This window comes from Kandleria vitulina DSM 20405 (assembly GCF_000702065.1).
Taxonomy (GTDB): Bacteria; Bacillota_I; Bacilli_A; order Erysipelotrichales; family Coprobacillaceae; genus Kandleria; species Kandleria vitulina.
The window spans coordinates 1-16,964 of record NZ_JNKN01000034.1; the positions used below are offsets into that span (position 1 = coordinate 1).

A 16,964-nucleotide genomic window follows, 5' to 3' on the forward strand; every position below is an offset into this window, starting at 1 on the left:
GTTGTTCAGACGATGGGAAACAGTGTCAGGAATCTTGCCAAGGAGATTCAAAGCCTGAAAATACTGAGAGAACTTAAAATTTTGTTTAGAAAAAGATTCAATAGAATTAATTAAATGTGTTATACTTTCCATGATGAAACATCCTTTCGTGATATTTTGGTTGGCGCTAAAAGTATAACACAGGTTGTTTCATCTTTTTTAGTTAAATACGAAAAAAGATGATTACTAAGATATACTCAGTAATCATTTTACTGTTTATATAGATAAAATTGAGGGTAGTGTATTAGTGCTATGTGGTATAGATTTTTGACACTACCATCATTATACAGAGGGGATTTTATCATTTACAATACCTTTACCACTTCACTGAAGTCTTAAAACAACCTCACAGCATAGCTGTGGGTTTTATTGTTTTACAAAAACTGTAGCGAGATATTTCTCGTTACAGTTTTTTAGATTTTACTTTCTTTAAACATTTTCATCATTTCATTAGTAAGACTTAATTCATCTGGCTGAAGGACGATGTCTTCTCTTTTTGTCCAGATTCCTGATTTTAATTCTGATGTATCTAGATCAATGGTTGGATCACCATCTACTTCACAATAGAATCCAACAAGAAGATCATCCACAAATCCCCATGGTTGAGATTTATAATAGCGGATGTTTTTTACTTTTAGTCCTACTTCTTCATAAACTTCTCTTTGTACACATTCTTCTAATGTTTCACCTATTTCAGTGAAACCTGCAATTAAGGCATTATGTGCAAAACCTTTAGCATAACGTGTTAGAAGTATTTCTTCTCCATTGATGACTCCTACAATAACAGCTGGAACTATCTTTGGATAAACAATATGGTGACAATGTGGACAAACTACAGCTCTTTCTTCTTGATCATGAATCATCTCATGTCCACAGCGTCCACAATAACGATTGTTGCGATACCAGTTGTTTAACTGATAAGCCGTAATCATAGCATAAAAATAAGGCTTAGTTTCCTTCTCATCAGTTCTCAGTTCCTGTATATTCACATAACTAAAACCATCCATTTCAACCGTATCCTTTGCCAAAAAACAAGTCGTATCATCTAAGCTAAATAAATAACGATAATCAAATTGTTCTCTTATCTCCTGGTAAGTCGGAAACAAATAGTGATCTCCCTCTTTTCTTACAAGAACTTCGTTCTTGTGAAAAGAAAAGACGATACTTTCCATGTTAATGTCAATTTCTGGATTGTAGTGATTGATTAATCTATGAGGTGCTATATCCTGTATCAATTCTTCATGTCTCCCTTCTTGATTGTTTTGGCTTCTTCTCTAAACTGTTTTAATTTCTTTCTGTCTAGTATACGAATAAAGCCGTATCCTGTTTCAATGAGCTGCTTCTTTTTAAGAAGCTGAATAACTCTAGCTACCGTGACTCGATTCATGCCAAGACAATCGGCGATATCTTGTTGTGAATAAGAAAGAGTATTATATCTTGAACTCATTAAGATAAGATCAGCTACTTTTTGATAACTATTATAATACACCAATCTATTAATTTGATGCATAAGATGCTCAGAAGTTTCACTTAAATGTTGAAACATCAAAGTCATTAACTCCTCAGATTCATGAAGTAATGGTGTAAGCTTAGAAATAGAACATTCTACTAAAGTCACATCAGTAATAGCTTGTATAGTTACATTTCTAATCGCATGATCTATGAAAGAATGATCTCCAAATATTCTACCTTTCTTTAACACTTCAAAAGTTAACTCCTTACCATCAGTAGATACAAAAAAGACACGTACTCTACCTGATAAAATAAGATATACACCATCAGCTTCATCAGCTTGATGAAAGATAGTTTCATTAGATTTATAAACTCTTTGACTTCCAATTGACATAAAATCCTTGAAATATTGATCTGGAATACGTATCATAATAACCTCCAAACTGTAGTCTAGACTACAGTTTATTTTATCATAATTTATAAAATAGTATTCATTAAACAAGGAGGTCCATTATGAAAAAAACATTATCCTATCTAGAAATAATATCGGGACTTGTACTTACTGCAGCAGCTTTTGGTTTTATTATTGTCCCACAATCTTTTTCTGCAGGAGGTGTAACTGGACTTAGTATTCTTGTTCATCGTATTGTTCCTCTTTCTCTATCTTTAATATTATTATTCTTTAACATCATCATCTTTATACTAGGATGGATATTTGTAGGAAAAGAATTTATTTTTAAGACACTCATGTCATCATTCCTATTCCCATTTATACTAGATTTCTTTTCTCACTTTAATTATCTACAAGAACTACAAAAAGACCCACTCCTAAGTGCCATCTTAGCAGGATTACTTTTAGGATGTGGATCAGGTCTAGTACTAAGAGGGAACGGAAGTTCAGGTGGATTTGATGTCATTGGTGTCATCTTACATAAATACTTCCACACACCAGTTTCTTTACCAATGTATATACTTGATTCTACTGTAATACTTCTTCAAGGTAATGATATAATGCATCTACTTTATGGTTTAATAGTAATATTCTTATGTTCTTACATCATTAATAAAGTTCTATCTTTTGGTAAAGCTCATTCTAAGATTATGATCTTTTCTCATCAATCAGATAAAATAAAGAAGATGTTACTTACTGAATATGATGCTGGTTTAACTTTATTAAAAGGTGAATCAGGTTACTATGAAGAAGATATGAATATTATTGTAACCATTACTTCTTATGATAAGATTACTCAAATTAAAAAAGCAGTCTATAACATTGATCCTTTTGCTTTTGTAGTAATAGAAGATGTTCATTCTGTATTAGGTAAAGGATATACTATAAGTAGAGAAAAAGATCCAAGTTAATTGGATCTTTTTCTTATGAGCATAAATACGCTTCAACAACTACATTATTTTTTACAATTATATATAATCCTAATCCATTAGGATGTTTTAATACATTATTAAATTCTTTCTTAGTATATGGATCACGAAGTGGTCCATCTCCACCTATACCATAATATTTTACTTTCTTAGATAACTTAAAAGTTTTAACAAACTTCTTAGAATAACTCTTTACTTTCTTTCCTTCTGTAAATAGTTTTTTCTTGTTTCCTATCTTACAACGATATTTTACATAGCTTCCTTTTAATGTCATCTTATTCTTCTTAAGAACAGCTCTTACAGTATGAGGTGTCTTATATTTATAGGGTGCTAATGCTCCTTCATAAACATAATACTTTGCTTTTGCTTCTACTTTAGTTTGTAGAGCTATCATCATTGTACTGATTAATGTGAATACGAATAATAGTTTTATTAATTTTTTCATAATAACCCTCCCTGTTTTTATTATACTCTTCAACAGGAAGTTTTAAATAATATCTATTTGAAATTATTAATTTGGTATAGTGAAGCCATCATTCTTTAATGATTCTGTCACTTCTTTAGGATTACTGAATGTGTATACTACGTCTACTTTTGATTTATTAACAACATAAGTTGTGGTTGTTTTTAGATTTTTTACTATAGTAGTTTTATTTTCTTTATCATTATTAAATATCAATCAAATATGACATTTAAAACGACTATCCTTATGTATTTTGTAACTAATAATAAAAAAGGCAAATTGAACATTATCAATCTGCCCTTTTTATTATTAATCCATTTTTATCTAAAGAATCTTTTACATTTAAACTACTTTTTAACATATAAATTATTCTATGATCAGATTTATTAATAATATATGTTGGAGAATTTATCCAGTCCTTACTCTGAAAATTAATTACTGATTCCTTATTATGGTATATTTGTTTCAAAACTAAATAATCTTTATTCTCAGATATAACATAATATAAGTAATACATTTTATTTTTATTTTTTCCATTCTTTACATAAAATATATTTTCTTCTTTCTTAGCAATATTTGGAACATTATTGTCGTGAATATCAAATGCAATATATCTATTTGGTTGATTTGCTTCTACAAAAATCAATCCACAAAAATATACAATTACCGTAAAGAATAACACTAAAACAATGATCATTACTAATATTGATGCATCTTTGTGTTGTTCTAATTTTTTAATAACTTTATTAATTAATTTTGATATACCCCCTTCTTTTTTTATTACTTTTTCTTCAATTTCTTTACTAAAATATGAGAAAATATGTACTATTTCTGCTGTAAAAGTAAGAAAAACATTAATAGGTAAAGAATTAATAAAGATAAACTTCAAAAATTGTAGTATTTTTCTATAAGATTCTTGAAATATTAATCCATTATTTACACTAATAAATACAAACACAACAACTGTAATTATCACGCTTATTATAATGAACGTAGATAAGACACGACATACTTCCTTGATATTATCTATTACTGTTCTATTTCTCAAAATAGATCCTTTATCTTTTCTTTTATTAAAAATTTTTAAGAGAATAATATATAAAAAATTATAATTACTAACATATATAATTAACCTTATCATTATTATTAAACCAAACACATAACAGCAATTTAAAATAAATTCGTTCAAATTCACATCAATATATTCAGCACTAATATTGTAATAATCAAAGAAACCATACCTAAAAATATAGCCCCAAAAATAGATTAATACTGAAAAAAGCGGAACAACTACAACACCGTATTCTTTAATACTTCTCCTCACAATCCTATATACTTGTTCTATATTCATACATAGCCTCCTCTACTATCTTTAAAATAAAGAACAATTATTTTAATATCAACATTTCTGAAACAAACAAAAAAACATCTATACCATTTTTTATTACACTGTCAAATAATCAATTTTCATAACAAATAAATTACATTATTTATAAATCAGACAAATTCAAATCAAAACATAGATCATAAATTAATTATTCCGAAGAGCAATGTTAAAGCTAAGTGAAGTTTAATCTTCATAACCAACATAAGCCCTATAATTTACATCACAATAAATTGAAAACTATTCATATTCACTGAAAACAAAATAGTAACAATAGAAATTGCAACAAATCCTTTTAAAGAATATACTTAAAATATGGTTCTTTAATAAGAAAGAAGTTTCTTAAAAGATTATTATTTCGTACAAAATTAAAAGAAAGTAGAAACATGGTATTTATTGATGGATAAGAATATTAGTGATGGACTTCTGAATGCTTTTATTGATAGTTCTATTAATTCAAATCAAGCATACAGTCCTCAATTTTTAACAAACAACTATCAAAACGGAACAAAAGTATTAACATACATTGTAGATGAACTTATGCATTGCGATGAGTTCTGTATTAGTGTTGCATTTATTAGTAGAAGTGGTTTCGTGGCTCTTTCTCAAACATTAAAAGAGTTAGAAAAAAGAGGCATAAAAGGAAGAATCCTTACAACAGATTATTTAACATTTAGTGATCCTTTTGCACTAGATAGATTAGCAGAACTCAATAATATTGAATTAAAGTTATATCATGTAAAAGACTCTGGTGTAGGTTTCCATACAAAAGGTTACTTGTTTAAAGAAGAAGGAACATATCGAATTATCATAGGTAGTTCCAATATGACACAAACAGCATTAACAACTAACATGGAATGGAATACTGCATTAGTTAGTACTGAACAAGGTCAAATGGCTCAATCAGTTATGACTGAATTTGAATCATTATGGAATGATGTTGCTGCAAAAGACTATGCAGAAATTAGTGATTTCTATCGTAAGCAGTATGAACATAAGAAACAGATTAATAAGTTAATCAATGATCAACATAAAATCGCATTAGAAGAAAACGAAGTTGATTTTGAAACATATGATCTAAAACCAAATAAAATGCAAGAAGCATTCATTGGAAACATACATGAAATGCGCGAAAACGGTGCGAAGAGAGCTCTTCTAATTAGTGCGACAGGAACTGGTAAAACATATGCTTCAGCTTTTGCGATGAAAAACGAAAATCCTAAGAAAGCATTATTTATTGTTCACCGTGAATTAATTGCAAAGCAAGCAATGAAAAGCTATCGAAAAGTTTTTGGTAAAGATAAAAAGATGGCATTACTATCAGGTAACTCAAAAGAATATGACGCTGATATATTATTTGCAACAATGAACATGATGGCTAAACCTGAAACGTTTGATTATTTAGAAAAGCATCATATTCATTATGATTGGATCTGTATTGATGAAGTACATCGAGCAGGATCTAATAGTTATCAAAGAATCATGAATCATTTTAAGCCTGACTTTTGGCTAGGTATGACAGCAAGTCCAGAGAGAACAGATAGCTTTGATATTTTTGAACTATTTGATCATAACATTGCTTATGAAATCAGATTGCAACATGCATTAAGAGATGATTTGTTATGTCCTTTCCACTACTTTGGTATAACCGATATAGATTTTGATTCTGATGTTAATCTCGATGACGATAAAACAAGATACTTCAAATACTTAACTTCAGACGAGCGAGTAAAATATATATTAAAACAAGCTAGCTACTATGGATACAGCGGTGATCGTGTTAAAGGTCTAGTATTCTGTAGTAATAAAGATGAAGCAAGAGAACTAGCAAATAAGTTTGCACAAAAAGGTTACTATGCACGAGCATTAGTAAGTGACGATAATGAAAGTGTCAGAGAAGAATGTATAAACTTATTAGCAAAAGATGTTGATGAAAATCTATTAACTGAACATAGATACAATATTATATCTGGAAATTCAGCTAACAGAGAAGATATGCCATTCTTAGATTATATCTTTACGGTAGATATCTTTAATGAAGGTGTCGATGTACCTGAAATTAACCAAGTTCTTATGTTACGTGAGACACAATCACCAATTGTCTTTGTTCAACAATTAGGTCGTGGTCTAAGAAAATCAGAAAACAAAGAATATGTTGTTATCATTGACTTCATTGGAAATTATACTAACAACTATATGATCCCAATTGCTCTTTCTGGAGATCGAAGTTATAACAAAGATTCAATGCGTCGATATGTTCAAGAAGGTAATAGAATAATCCCTGGTGCTTCTACTATTCATTTTGATGAAATATCTAAACAAAGAATTTTTAAATCAATTGATTCAGCTCGTACTTCAGATGTGAAATTATTAAAGCAAGCATTTGAACAATTAAAATATCGTTTAGGACATATACCATCAGTCTTAGATTTTAAAGAATATGGCTCTATTGATGTAACGAAATTCTTTGATAAATACGGTTCATACTATTCATTCTTAGTAAAGTATTATGGCGATGAATACACTATTCGATTAAATAGTGTTGAAGAAGAAATAATAGAATTCTTATCTAAGAAAGTAACAAGAATGAAACGTATACACGAGCTTCTATTATTGAAACATCTCATAAAACAGAATAATAGATTCACTGTTTATTTCCATAACATAATGCGTATGCATGATCATTTAAATAATGATGCAAAAGTTGAAGAATCTGTATATCGCAGTCTTACAAATCAATTTGCAAAAGATCAAGAACAGAAGAAATATAAAAACTGTGTATTGATTGAAAAAATAAACGGTGGATATCAACTTAACTCTCAATTCAGATCACTTTTAATGGACAATAAAGATTTTTATGATATGGTCTGTGATGTAATCGAATATGGTATTACATTGTGTGAAGAATTGTATTCAGACAACTATAAAGATACAAACTTTACATTGTATCAAAAGTATACCTACGAGGATGTTTGTAGATTACTAAATTGGCAAAAGAATATGAATGCACAAAATATCGGTGGATATTTCTACGATGCAAAAACAAAGAGTTTACCTGTGTTTATTAATTATGATAAAGCAGATGATGCAATCGCATATGAAGATAGATTCATCACTTCTGAAAATCTAATTGCCTTGTCTAAACAACCAAGAAAAGTAAATTCTAGTGATGCTGACCACTTCTTCAAGAAAACTGAAGAAGATAAAGATAACAGAATTTTACTATTTGTAAGAAAGAACAAGGATGATAAAGAAGCTAAGGAATTCTATTTCTTAGGTGAAATCTACGCACAAGGTGAACCTATACCAACTGTAATGGAAAAAACAGGAAAGGAAGCTTTTGAAATCAACTATAAGTTAGATGTACCTGTTCGAGAAGATATTTATGAATATATTATTAATTAGTGAGGCTTAAAAATTGAAAACAATAAGAGTAGTAGCAGCAGTTATTTGCGATTCGATAGAAAAGAAAACAAAGATTTTTTCTACAGCTAGAGGCTATGGTGAATTAAAAGGTGGATGGGAATTTCCTGGTGGAAAAATTGAAAAAGGAGAAACTCCTCAGGAAGCTATAGTAAGAGAAATTAAGGAAGAACTAGATGCAACAATTAGTGTTGGTGAATTAATTGATACAATAGAATATGACTATCCAAACTTTCATTTATCAATGGATTGCTTCTGGTGTGAGGTTAAATCAGGTAAATTAAAACTTCTTGAAGCAGAAGCTGCAAAGTGGTTAACAAAAGAAGAACTTGATTCTGTTAATTGGTTACCTGCAGATATTACCTTAATCGATAAGATTCGTAAGGAAATGAATTAGTATAAGTACTTAAAATGCCGTGAATGTAAATTCACGGCATTAAATTTCCCAGGAAATATCATACTATTTTAGATTGAGAATATCTTCGTCATAAACACTAAACCAATCATTGTTAAAATCAGTAACAGCTTTATTGATATTAGGATTCTTAAAGATAGTCTCTAAGATACTATAAGGCACTGTAACACTCTGTGTACCAGCATTGAGTGCATCTTCTACTTGAGATAATGCATGGAACGAAGCTGCAAGTATCTTGCACTGATATCCTTCAGTGTTGATCTTGAATGCTACGTTTTCTATTAATTCTCTGTAGTCTCCACCTAAGTTCGCAATACGATTGCAGTAAGGTGCAAGATACTCTGCTCCTGCTTCTAATGCCATATAGGCCTGCATTGTTGTATAGATGGCAGTGGCAGTGATATGGAATCCTTTTTGTTTAAGTATTTTCATTGCCTTGATACCTTCTAGACTTGTAGGGACTTTGATATAGACGTCTTCGTCTATTTCTTTACAGATTCTTTCTGCTTCTTTGATCATATCTTCTGCTTTAGTAGCTGTTACTTGTACATGAAGTGTTCTTTCTTTTCCAATGATATGTCTTACTTTTCTCATATGATCAAAGAAATCTTCTGGTGCTGATTTTTTTACGATAGAAGGATTAGAGGTAATGCCAACTATTGGCATATACTCTATTCCTTTTTTTATTTCTTCTAAATTAACTGTATCTAATAAAAATTCCATGTTTATTCTCCTATAGACTTTGTTCTGTTCTATTAATGATATCATCTTGAGTAGCTTTTGATAAAACATTAAAGAAGGCGCTGTATCCAGCTACTCTTACAATAAGGTCCTTGTGCTTTTCTGGATGTCTTTGGGCATCTATAAGCGTCTCTTTCGAGACTATATTATACTGCACATGATACCCATGTAGACGATTGAAGTATGTTCTTATTAACAGTTCTAGTTTTTTCTTATTCTCTTCTGTACTTAACATGGTCGGTGTCATCTTCTGGTTCAGAAGGACACCGCCGGTGATTTCGTTAGTCTTCAACTTAGATACCGACTTAAAGACTGCAGTTGGTCCTTGTTTATCTGTGTTATGTGCAGGAGAGCATCCTTCAGCTAATGGATCATGTGCATGTCTTCCATCAGGTGTAGCCATAGTCCCCATTCCTTGTCCTACATTAGCAGATATGCTGGATGTTCCACCGTATCTTATTCCACCTATTGGACCTCGATTATATCTTGTACTAGGATATTTCTTCATTTCATCTAAATATGAATCATAAGCTTCTACGACAAGCATATCTACTTCATCATTATCATTGCCATATTTTGGTGCTTCATTAATTAACATATCCTGTATCTTCTTATTCTCTTCAGAAGAGAAATCATCCAATAATGCATCCCATAACTGTGTTGGTGTTATACGTTTTTCATCGAACACCAAAGTCTTGATCGCCGCAAGACTATTGGCCATGTTGGCAATACCAACCTGCAAGCCAGAAATGAAATCATAGATGGCTCCGCCTTCTTTGATTGTCTTTCCTCTACCTATACAATCCTCAGTCAAAGCAGAACAGAGGATATCAGGTACATCTCTCTCAGAGGCTTTGTCAATCGCATTTTCTACGATTACACTATATCTAGTTAACTCTCTTACACAACCATCCCAAGCTTTCATTAATTCTTCATAGGATGTCATATCCTTAAAGTAGCCATATCCCTTTGTAAATCTCTTTCCTGTCGTTAAATCAACTCCGTTATTCATAGCACACAAAAGAATACGTGGAAAATTCATATAACTCATACCTGTACAGCGGTAACCCCACTTACCTGGAACCGCTGTCTCCACACAGCCAATAGCACTATAATCATAGGCATCATCTTTCTTGACACCCTTCTCAATAAAGGAAGGAATAATGATTTCATCATTATTCAATGCTGGCATACCAAAGCCAAGCTTCATTACTTCAATACATTCATCGAAAAAGTCAGGATTGATATTCTTGTGATACCTAACTGTAAGATTAGGCTGGGTCAGACGAGTCTGTGCGACAGACTGCAGTACAATGAATGATAGTTCATTGACTGCGTCCTGACCTTCAGGCGTCTGACCACCAATCGTTACATTCTGATACATTGGTGATCCTGCACTTGAATAAGTATGAGACTGACTTCTGACTTTGTTTATTGTTAATGTCTTAATCCATAGATTATTAAGATACTCAAGAACTTCTTCTTTACTTATATTATCATTAATAAAGTAAGAATACATATACTGATCAAAACGACCATAAGATAAAGAATGCCCATTAGATTCAATCTGAAGAATAAGCTGAATAAACCAGACAGACTGAATAGCCTCCTTAAAAGATTCAGCCTTATGATAAGGAACCTTCTCACATATTCTAGAAATCTCTAATAGTTCCTTCTTTCTCTTCTCATTAGCACTTTCAGCTAGTGTTCTTGCAAGAACACTATAACGATTAGCAAATGTTTTTACTGCTTCAATGACAATCAATACCGCATTGTAGAAAACACGTTTATCAATACTATCTGGATCAGTAAGATCTAATGCATTATTTAAAGATCTCACTCTATTCTCATAGCCAATCAATCCTTCACTAAGTACTCTCTTATAATTGACAGCTAAATGCGCATCACCCGCATTGAGCTTTCCTTCCATGCCAAAGAATCCTGTTTCCATAAATACACTTACTTCTTCAGGTAGTAAAGCTTCCCCTCTTGCACGTAAGTTGTTATGATCCCAGAAATCTTTAATAGAAAGAAGATCCTTCTTAGTATCTTCTGTAATATAGAAGACATCACCATCTCTTTTTTCAAAGAGATCTAATTCATCAATCACAAATCCCATTGTATATTCTGGAAAAATAGGTGCATTACAGTTCTTTGTAGCTTGATTACCGACAATGAGGGTATCATCTTCAATGTAGATATCCATATTTTCTAGAATATGTTTAAGCATTAATGCTCTCTTCATCACTGGTGGCTGATGCCTATTGTTTTTATAGACTTCAGTAACGAGCATTGCACGTTGACTATCAATATAAGGCAATTCATTTAGCACTTCATTTCTGAAATGCTGCATTCTATCACTTAGTGTACCAAAATGTGCTTTCATGATATTCTCCTTTCAAATGAAACATATCTTTAATTAAAATATAACATAATTCACTTTTAAGTCAATTATTATTCTATATTTTATTTCATTTGAAAGTATGTTATAGTGAAATAGAAAGGAGAATACTTATGAATGGAACAATATTCAATATACAGAAATTCAGTATTCATGATGGTCCAGGTATTCGTACTACCGTCTTTTTTAAAGGCTGTCCTTTAAGATGTAAATGGTGTGCTAATCCTGAATCTCAATCTTTATCTATTCAGATTCTTCATAATGAAGAAAGATGTACACATTGTCTTCAATGTGTACATGAATGTCCTCATCATGCTATTGATGAAGGGTTACATATTGATGAATCAAAATGTACTTCCTGTCTACATTGTGTAGAAGTCTGTCCCAATAAAGCCTTAACAAGTACTGGTGAAAAGAAATCTATTGATGAGATTGTTTCTCTTTGTCTTCAAGATAAAGACTTCTACCTAGAAAGCAACGGTGGGGTAACCATATCGGGTGGGGAGGGATTATTCCAGTCTTCATTTGTAAAACATCTTGTCAATGAATTACATAAACATCATCTTCATGTTGCTATAGAGACCACTGGTTTTATTAATGATATAGTCTTTCATGAGCTAGCTCCCCTATTTGATCTTCTTCTATTTGACGTAAAACACTATGATTCTAATAAACATAAAGAAGGAACTGGTGTAGGCAACAGTGTTATTATTCGTAATCTCAAATGGGCTAAAGAAAAAGGAATTCCTCTACTTGTTAGAATTCCTGTGATTCCTTTTTTTAATGATACATTAGATGATGCCTATGGCTTCTCTCATCTCTTTAATGAACTAGATATTAAAGAAGTTCAGCTATTACCATTTCATCAGATGGGAGAAAAGAAGTATTCTCTTTTAAAAAGACATTATGCATATAAAAATATTCCACCATTACATAAAGAAGAGCTAACAGATTATCAGAATATCTTTATTTCTCAAGATATTCACTGTTTTTTCTAGTTTTTACTTACATGAATTCAATTTTTATGTTATAAAAGAAAAGCATTTTGGTAAACATTGGAAACAAGATCTTTGATCAGAACAACACAAATGACATTATTAAAGGAGAAAATGTATGCCAAAAAATTTAAAAGAAGAAATCATCTTTACTATCATGATGGTATTAGTGATGGTTTATTTCATGATCTTTTATAACATCTCATTAGAAACAGGAGGAGCTCATAACTGGACATTCTTAGCATCACTTAAAGAATTAGCTATTATGGGTCCTGTTGCTTTTATCTTGGATTTCTTTATTGTAGGTAAGATTGCCAAGAAGAAAACATTCTCTATCATTAACCCTGAAAGAGATAACCCATTCTTCATTGTTCTTGGTATTTCTTGTATTTCTATTTTATTCATGTGTCCAATGATGAGCTTTGTAGCTACATTATTATTTAAGAATGCTGGTAGTGAAATCATTCCTGTATGGATGCAGACTACAGTATTAAACTTCCCAATGGCCTTCTTTTTACAGCTATGCTTTGCTGGTCCAATTGTAAGAAGATTATTTGGTCTTATCATTAAAGAATAACAACAAGTCATGACGCGAGTCATGACTTGTTTACTTTTATATTATGTTCTAGTAGATACGTTTCATCTTCTTCAGGAATATTCTGATCTGTTACTACTGCGTATACCTTTGATAAAGGAATAAGTGAAATAGCTTCCTGTCTAGAGAACTTCTCTGATTCAGTAACAATGATGACTTTCTTAGCCTGATCACTTATTGCCTTTACACTCTCACAGCGCATATAGTTCTTTCCTGTAAAGCCTGCTTCTTTTGTAAAACCATCGGTTCCAATGAAGTAGTGGTCTACAAAGAATGTTTTCGCATTTTCTATTGTTAATGGTCCTACATTAACCTGTGATTCTTTCTGATAGAGTCCTCCAAGGAGTATGAAGGTTATATCTCCTTGAACATAATCACAAATAAAAGATGAATTAGTAATTACTGTAATATCTTTTCTATACTGAGATAAAGCTTCTACCACCAATGCACAGCATGATCCTGATTCTACCATGACTGTTTCTCCATCTTTTACATCTTCAATAGCCTTTAAGGCTATTTTTCTTTTTCGTTCATAATGGTAGGCTAATCTCATATTCATGTTATCGTCGTTTTTGATTATGGCATAACCATGTTCTCTTTTGATGATTCCTTTTTCTTCTAGATTATTTAGATCTTTTCTTATTGTTACCTGTGATACTCCTAGCATATGAGAAAGCTGTACGACTTCTACTTTACCTTCTTTGAGAAGTAGTTCTAGTATCTTATTCTGTCTTTCATTCATGTTAATCCCTCTTTCTTTGAAATCGTATCATACGTTATTGATTATCACAACATTTCTCTTTCAAATGAAATGTTTTTTATACTCTATCACAAGTGACTTATCTTCTATATCATATTTCTCTTATTTTAAAGGTTGATATGATATAATATTTACAAATATATTATGAAAAGAAGGTTAGTCTATGGAAAATTTTGAACAGCATGAAATTGATTCCATCATTGATCCAATCATTGATGATTACAACAAAGAAAGACCCATTGATTCCATGTGTGTCTTCCACCAGCCTGATCAGCAGGCAATCAAGGATATAATCAATAAGCTACTTAGAGTATTTTATCCTGGTTATCATAGAGATAAAGTTTATAAGTTCTACAATGTTAGAAATAATCTTTCTGTTCTTATTGAAGATATTATGTATAACTTACAGAAACAGATTTCTATCACTTTACATAATAGAGATGAATATCGTGATTGTACAAGAGAAGAAACAACTGACAAGGAAGCTTATCTTATTACTAAGAAGTTCTTTACTAAGATTCCTAAGATCAGAGAGTATCTTAATAGTGATTTAGAGGCTGCTTTTGAAGGTGATCCAGCAGCGAACAGTATTGATGAAATCGTATTATGTTATCCGGGGTTATTAGCTACTACAATCAATAGAATTGCTCATGAGCTATTCTTATTGGATGTACCTCTTATTCCTCGTATGATGACTGAATATGCTCATTCTATGACTGGTGTGGATCTTCATCCTGGAGCTACTATCGGCAAGTATTTCTTTATTGATCATGCTACTGGTATTGTTGTTGGTTCAACAACAATTATTGGTGATCATGTTAAAGTCTATCAGGGGGTTACATTAGGAGCGTTATCTACTAGAAAAGGTCAGCTTCTTCATGGAGTAAAGAGACATCCTACTATTGAAGATAATGTAACAATCTATGCAGGTGCTTCAGTTCTTGGTGGAGAAACTGTTATTGGTGAAGGTTCTGTTATTGGTTCTAACGCCTTTATTACTTCATCAGTTGCCCCAGGTTCACGTATTTCAGTACAGAACCAGAAACTTCAGAAAATGCCTGGTGAAGATAAGATTGAGAAAACAAGCTTTGATGATAATGAAGACACTTGGTTCTATGTCATTTAGGATGGTTATTCATGGATGCGTTTAGAAAACAGTTTATCAAAGAATTAAATCCACATTCTAAAGTCAAAAAAGTCATTGCGGTTATGAGTGGAAAAGGAGGCGTGGGCAAATCCTTTGTCACGACTTCACTTGCAGTAGCCATGCAAAGAGCAGGCTATCGCTGCGCGATCCTCGACGCAGATATTACCGGACCATCAATTCCCGCATCTTTTGGACTTAACAATCAGACTTATAAGACAGATAAAGGAATACACCCAACTCGTACAAAAACTGGTATCCAGGTAATGTCACTTAATCTACTAGTAGAAAACCCAAGTGACCCCGTCCTATGGCGTGGTTCACTCATTGCGGATATGGTGACACAATTCTGGACTGACGTCTACTGGGAAGACGTCGACTATATGTTTATCGACATGCCTCCCGGCACCGGCGATGTCCCTCTTACAATCTTTCAGTCACTGCCCGTCGATGGAATCGTCGTGGTGACTTCACCGCAGGATCTAGTAACTATGATTGTAGAGAAGGCAGTGAAGATGGCTGAAAACATGGATATTCCAATTCTTGGCATCGTTGAGAATATGAGCTATTTCATCTGTCCTGATTGTCATAAGAAACATTATATTTTTGGTCAATCTCATCTAGAAGAAATCTGTAAACAATATCACATTGAACACCACCTCTCTCTTCCTCTTGATTCCAAAAATACTCAATATATAGACAAGGGAAAAGCAGAACTCATGTCCATAAACATGGACGAAATACTTTCTTCAATTTTACAGATTGATTAATATCATATTTAATTACTGATTAAGGAGAAACATATGCGTATCGTCGTAACTATCTACTATACAGGCGAGAAAGGACAAGCACAGGCCTTTAGAAGAAATGAAAAAAAGCGTTACAGTCGCTAAAATACGTCAAGAAAAAGGTAATGAAAAATACGAATACTACCTCTCTGACAAAGATCCAAAACACTGTACTTCAATTGATAGATGGATTAATCAGGAAGCAATCGATAAAACCATGCTTCACCAATGATGAATACCATCGCTCAATTAAGAGAAAAATATAATCTACATATGAAAGTTGAACGATTCACAGAAACAGACGACGTGCCTGCCACAGATCAACATTTCATCAGAGACTAATATTAACAATAGAAAGGAATAAAATGATGATAGAAACAATAACTATTGTTACTCAACTATTTCTAACTGTATTGTCAATTGTTGTATTCATTTATTTCATTAGAAGATTTTCTAAAAGAAAGCATGTATCCATTCCTTTTATGCTTTCACCATTAATAGGAAATATCCTTGCTTATTACGGATTCTATATTTATTATTGGAACTATTTTACAACTTCGCGTTATGCTACAGGTGCTCCAATATTTTGGTATCCATTTAAGCATACAATAATTTCAATTGGTATCATAATACTTTTCTTTTTGATTCTATTATTTTATTCAATCATTTCACTTTTTTCACAGGGGCTGACCCGGATAGATAATCTGGATTAGTTTTCAAAAATAAAATGCGCCGGATAAATCCGACGCATTTTTTGGTATAATGTAATTATGAAAACTACAACATTAAACCACAAAAATTATAGCGCATTTCAGACTTATGCGCTACTGGATTTTAACATTAATTTTGAGAATGATGTGCCTAGTGACGATATTGCACGTACTGTCATTGAGATTACAGAGAGGATGAACATTGGAAAGTATGTTGATCTCAGCAGTCGCAGATTGCACGGGCATGATGCAATGAAGCTCCTTAGATGCATCC

At 31.9% G+C, this 16,964-nt stretch carries 15 protein-coding genes and 1 pseudogene; 9 read left to right on the forward strand and 7 right to left on the reverse strand.

Annotation, left to right across the window (positions count from 1 at the left end; translation table 11 throughout):
• Positions 1 to 452 precede the first annotated feature (452 nt).
• Both nudC and T513_RS0107750 read right to left on the reverse strand, forming a co-directional pair.
• Entirely contained in the window at positions 453 to 1,274 is an 822-nt protein-coding gene (gene nudC, locus T513_RS0107745; protein ID WP_031589673.1) for an NAD(+) diphosphatase, read from the reverse strand.
• Positions 1,271 to 1,921 (reverse strand): Crp/Fnr family transcriptional regulator, encoded by a 651-nt coding sequence (locus T513_RS0107750; RefSeq protein WP_051654417.1) that lies wholly within the window; start codon positions 1,919 to 1,921, stop codon positions 1,271 to 1,273. Before T513_RS0107750 ends, nudC begins: the two co-directional genes overlap by 4 nt.
• Before the next feature lie 83 nt (positions 1,922 to 2,004).
• On the opposite strand from T513_RS0107750, the gene T513_RS0107755 reads away from it, so the two are divergent.
• The gene (locus tag T513_RS0107755) at positions 2,005 to 2,853 is read left to right on the forward strand and encodes a YitT family protein (protein ID WP_031589675.1); all 849 of its coding nucleotides are present in this window, start codon (positions 2,005 to 2,007) and stop codon (positions 2,851 to 2,853) included.
• A gap of 13 nt (positions 2,854 to 2,866) precedes the next feature.
• Here the strand turns inward: T513_RS0107755 and T513_RS0107760 are convergent, their stop codons facing one another.
• Both T513_RS0107760 and T513_RS0107765 read right to left on the reverse strand, forming a co-directional pair.
• On the reverse strand, positions 2,867 to 3,316 hold the full coding sequence (locus T513_RS0107760) for a hypothetical protein (RefSeq protein WP_031589676.1): 450 nt from the start codon (positions 3,314 to 3,316) through the stop codon (positions 2,867 to 2,869).
• 307 nt (positions 3,317 to 3,623) lie between these two features.
• The gene (locus T513_RS0107765) at positions 3,624 to 4,685 is read right to left on the reverse strand and encodes a hypothetical protein (protein WP_031589677.1); all 1,062 of its coding nucleotides are present in this window, start codon (positions 4,683 to 4,685) and stop codon (positions 3,624 to 3,626) included.
• Positions 4,686 to 5,117: 432 nt separating this feature from the next.
• On the opposite strand from T513_RS0107765, the gene T513_RS0107770 reads away from it, so the two are divergent.
• Together T513_RS0107770 and T513_RS0107775 are read left to right on the forward strand one after the other, a co-directional pair.
• Complete coding sequence (locus tag T513_RS0107770; RefSeq protein WP_031589678.1) at positions 5,118 to 8,123, forward strand: DEAD/DEAH box helicase; 3,006 nt, start codon at positions 5,118 to 5,120, stop codon at positions 8,121 to 8,123.
• A gap of 13 nt (positions 8,124 to 8,136) precedes the next feature.
• Positions 8,137 to 8,538 carry a (deoxy)nucleoside triphosphate pyrophosphohydrolase gene (locus T513_RS0107775; RefSeq protein ID WP_031589679.1) on the forward strand — a complete coding sequence of 134 codons (402 nt, stop codon included), beginning with the start codon at positions 8,137 to 8,139 and terminating at the stop codon, positions 8,536 to 8,538.
• Between the two features lie 63 nt (positions 8,539 to 8,601).
• On the opposite strand, the gene T513_RS0107780 is transcribed toward T513_RS0107775, so the two are convergent.
• Both T513_RS0107780 and T513_RS0107785 read right to left on the reverse strand, forming a co-directional pair.
• Positions 8,602 to 9,279 (reverse strand): fructose-6-phosphate aldolase, encoded by a 678-nt coding sequence (locus T513_RS0107780; protein ID WP_031589680.1) that lies wholly within the window; start codon positions 9,277 to 9,279, stop codon positions 8,602 to 8,604.
• A 10-nt stretch (positions 9,280 to 9,289) separates the two neighbouring features.
• Positions 9,290 to 11,683: a glycyl radical protein gene (locus T513_RS0107785; RefSeq protein WP_031589681.1), complete on the reverse strand. Its 2,394-nt coding sequence runs from the start codon at positions 11,681 to 11,683 to the stop codon at positions 9,290 to 9,292.
• A gap of 128 nt (positions 11,684 to 11,811) precedes the next feature.
• On the opposite strand from T513_RS0107785, the gene T513_RS0107790 reads away from it, so the two are divergent.
• Together T513_RS0107790 and T513_RS0107795 are read left to right on the forward strand one after the other, a co-directional pair.
• The gene (locus T513_RS0107790) at positions 11,812 to 12,696 is read left to right on the forward strand and encodes a glycyl-radical enzyme activating protein (RefSeq protein WP_031589682.1); all 885 of its coding nucleotides are present in this window, start codon (positions 11,812 to 11,814) and stop codon (positions 12,694 to 12,696) included.
• Between the two features lie 115 nt (positions 12,697 to 12,811).
• Positions 12,812 to 13,270 carry a DUF2798 domain-containing protein gene (locus tag T513_RS0107795; RefSeq protein WP_029072640.1) on the forward strand — a complete coding sequence of 153 codons (459 nt, stop codon included), beginning with the start codon at positions 12,812 to 12,814 and terminating at the stop codon, positions 13,268 to 13,270.
• Between the two features lie 19 nt (positions 13,271 to 13,289).
• On the opposite strand, the gene T513_RS0107800 is transcribed toward T513_RS0107795, so the two are convergent.
• Positions 13,290 to 14,030 carry a DeoR/GlpR family DNA-binding transcription regulator gene (locus T513_RS0107800; RefSeq protein WP_029070915.1) on the reverse strand — a complete coding sequence of 247 codons (741 nt, stop codon included), beginning with the start codon at positions 14,028 to 14,030 and terminating at the stop codon, positions 13,290 to 13,292.
• Between the two features lie 181 nt (positions 14,031 to 14,211).
• On the opposite strand from T513_RS0107800, the gene T513_RS0107805 reads away from it, so the two are divergent.
• From T513_RS0107805 to T513_RS12505, 4 genes and pseudogenes are all read left to right on the forward strand, one after another.
• Positions 14,212 to 15,174: a serine O-acetyltransferase gene (locus tag T513_RS0107805; protein ID WP_031589683.1), complete on the forward strand. Its 963-nt coding sequence runs from the start codon at positions 14,212 to 14,214 to the stop codon at positions 15,172 to 15,174.
• A gap of 11 nt (positions 15,175 to 15,185) precedes the next feature.
• Complete coding sequence (locus T513_RS0107810) at positions 15,186 to 15,962, forward strand: Mrp/NBP35 family ATP-binding protein (protein ID WP_031589684.1); 777 nt, start codon at positions 15,186 to 15,188, stop codon at positions 15,960 to 15,962.
• Between the two features lie 97 nt (positions 15,963 to 16,059).
• The gene (locus tag T513_RS12500; protein ID WP_236700992.1) at positions 16,060 to 16,212 is read left to right on the forward strand and encodes a putative quinol monooxygenase; all 153 of its coding nucleotides are present in this window, start codon (positions 16,060 to 16,062) and stop codon (positions 16,210 to 16,212) included.
• Positions 16,213 to 16,750: 538 nt separating this feature from the next.
• Positions 16,751 to 16,964, forward strand: a pseudogene (locus tag T513_RS12505) (transposase); the annotation flags it as partial.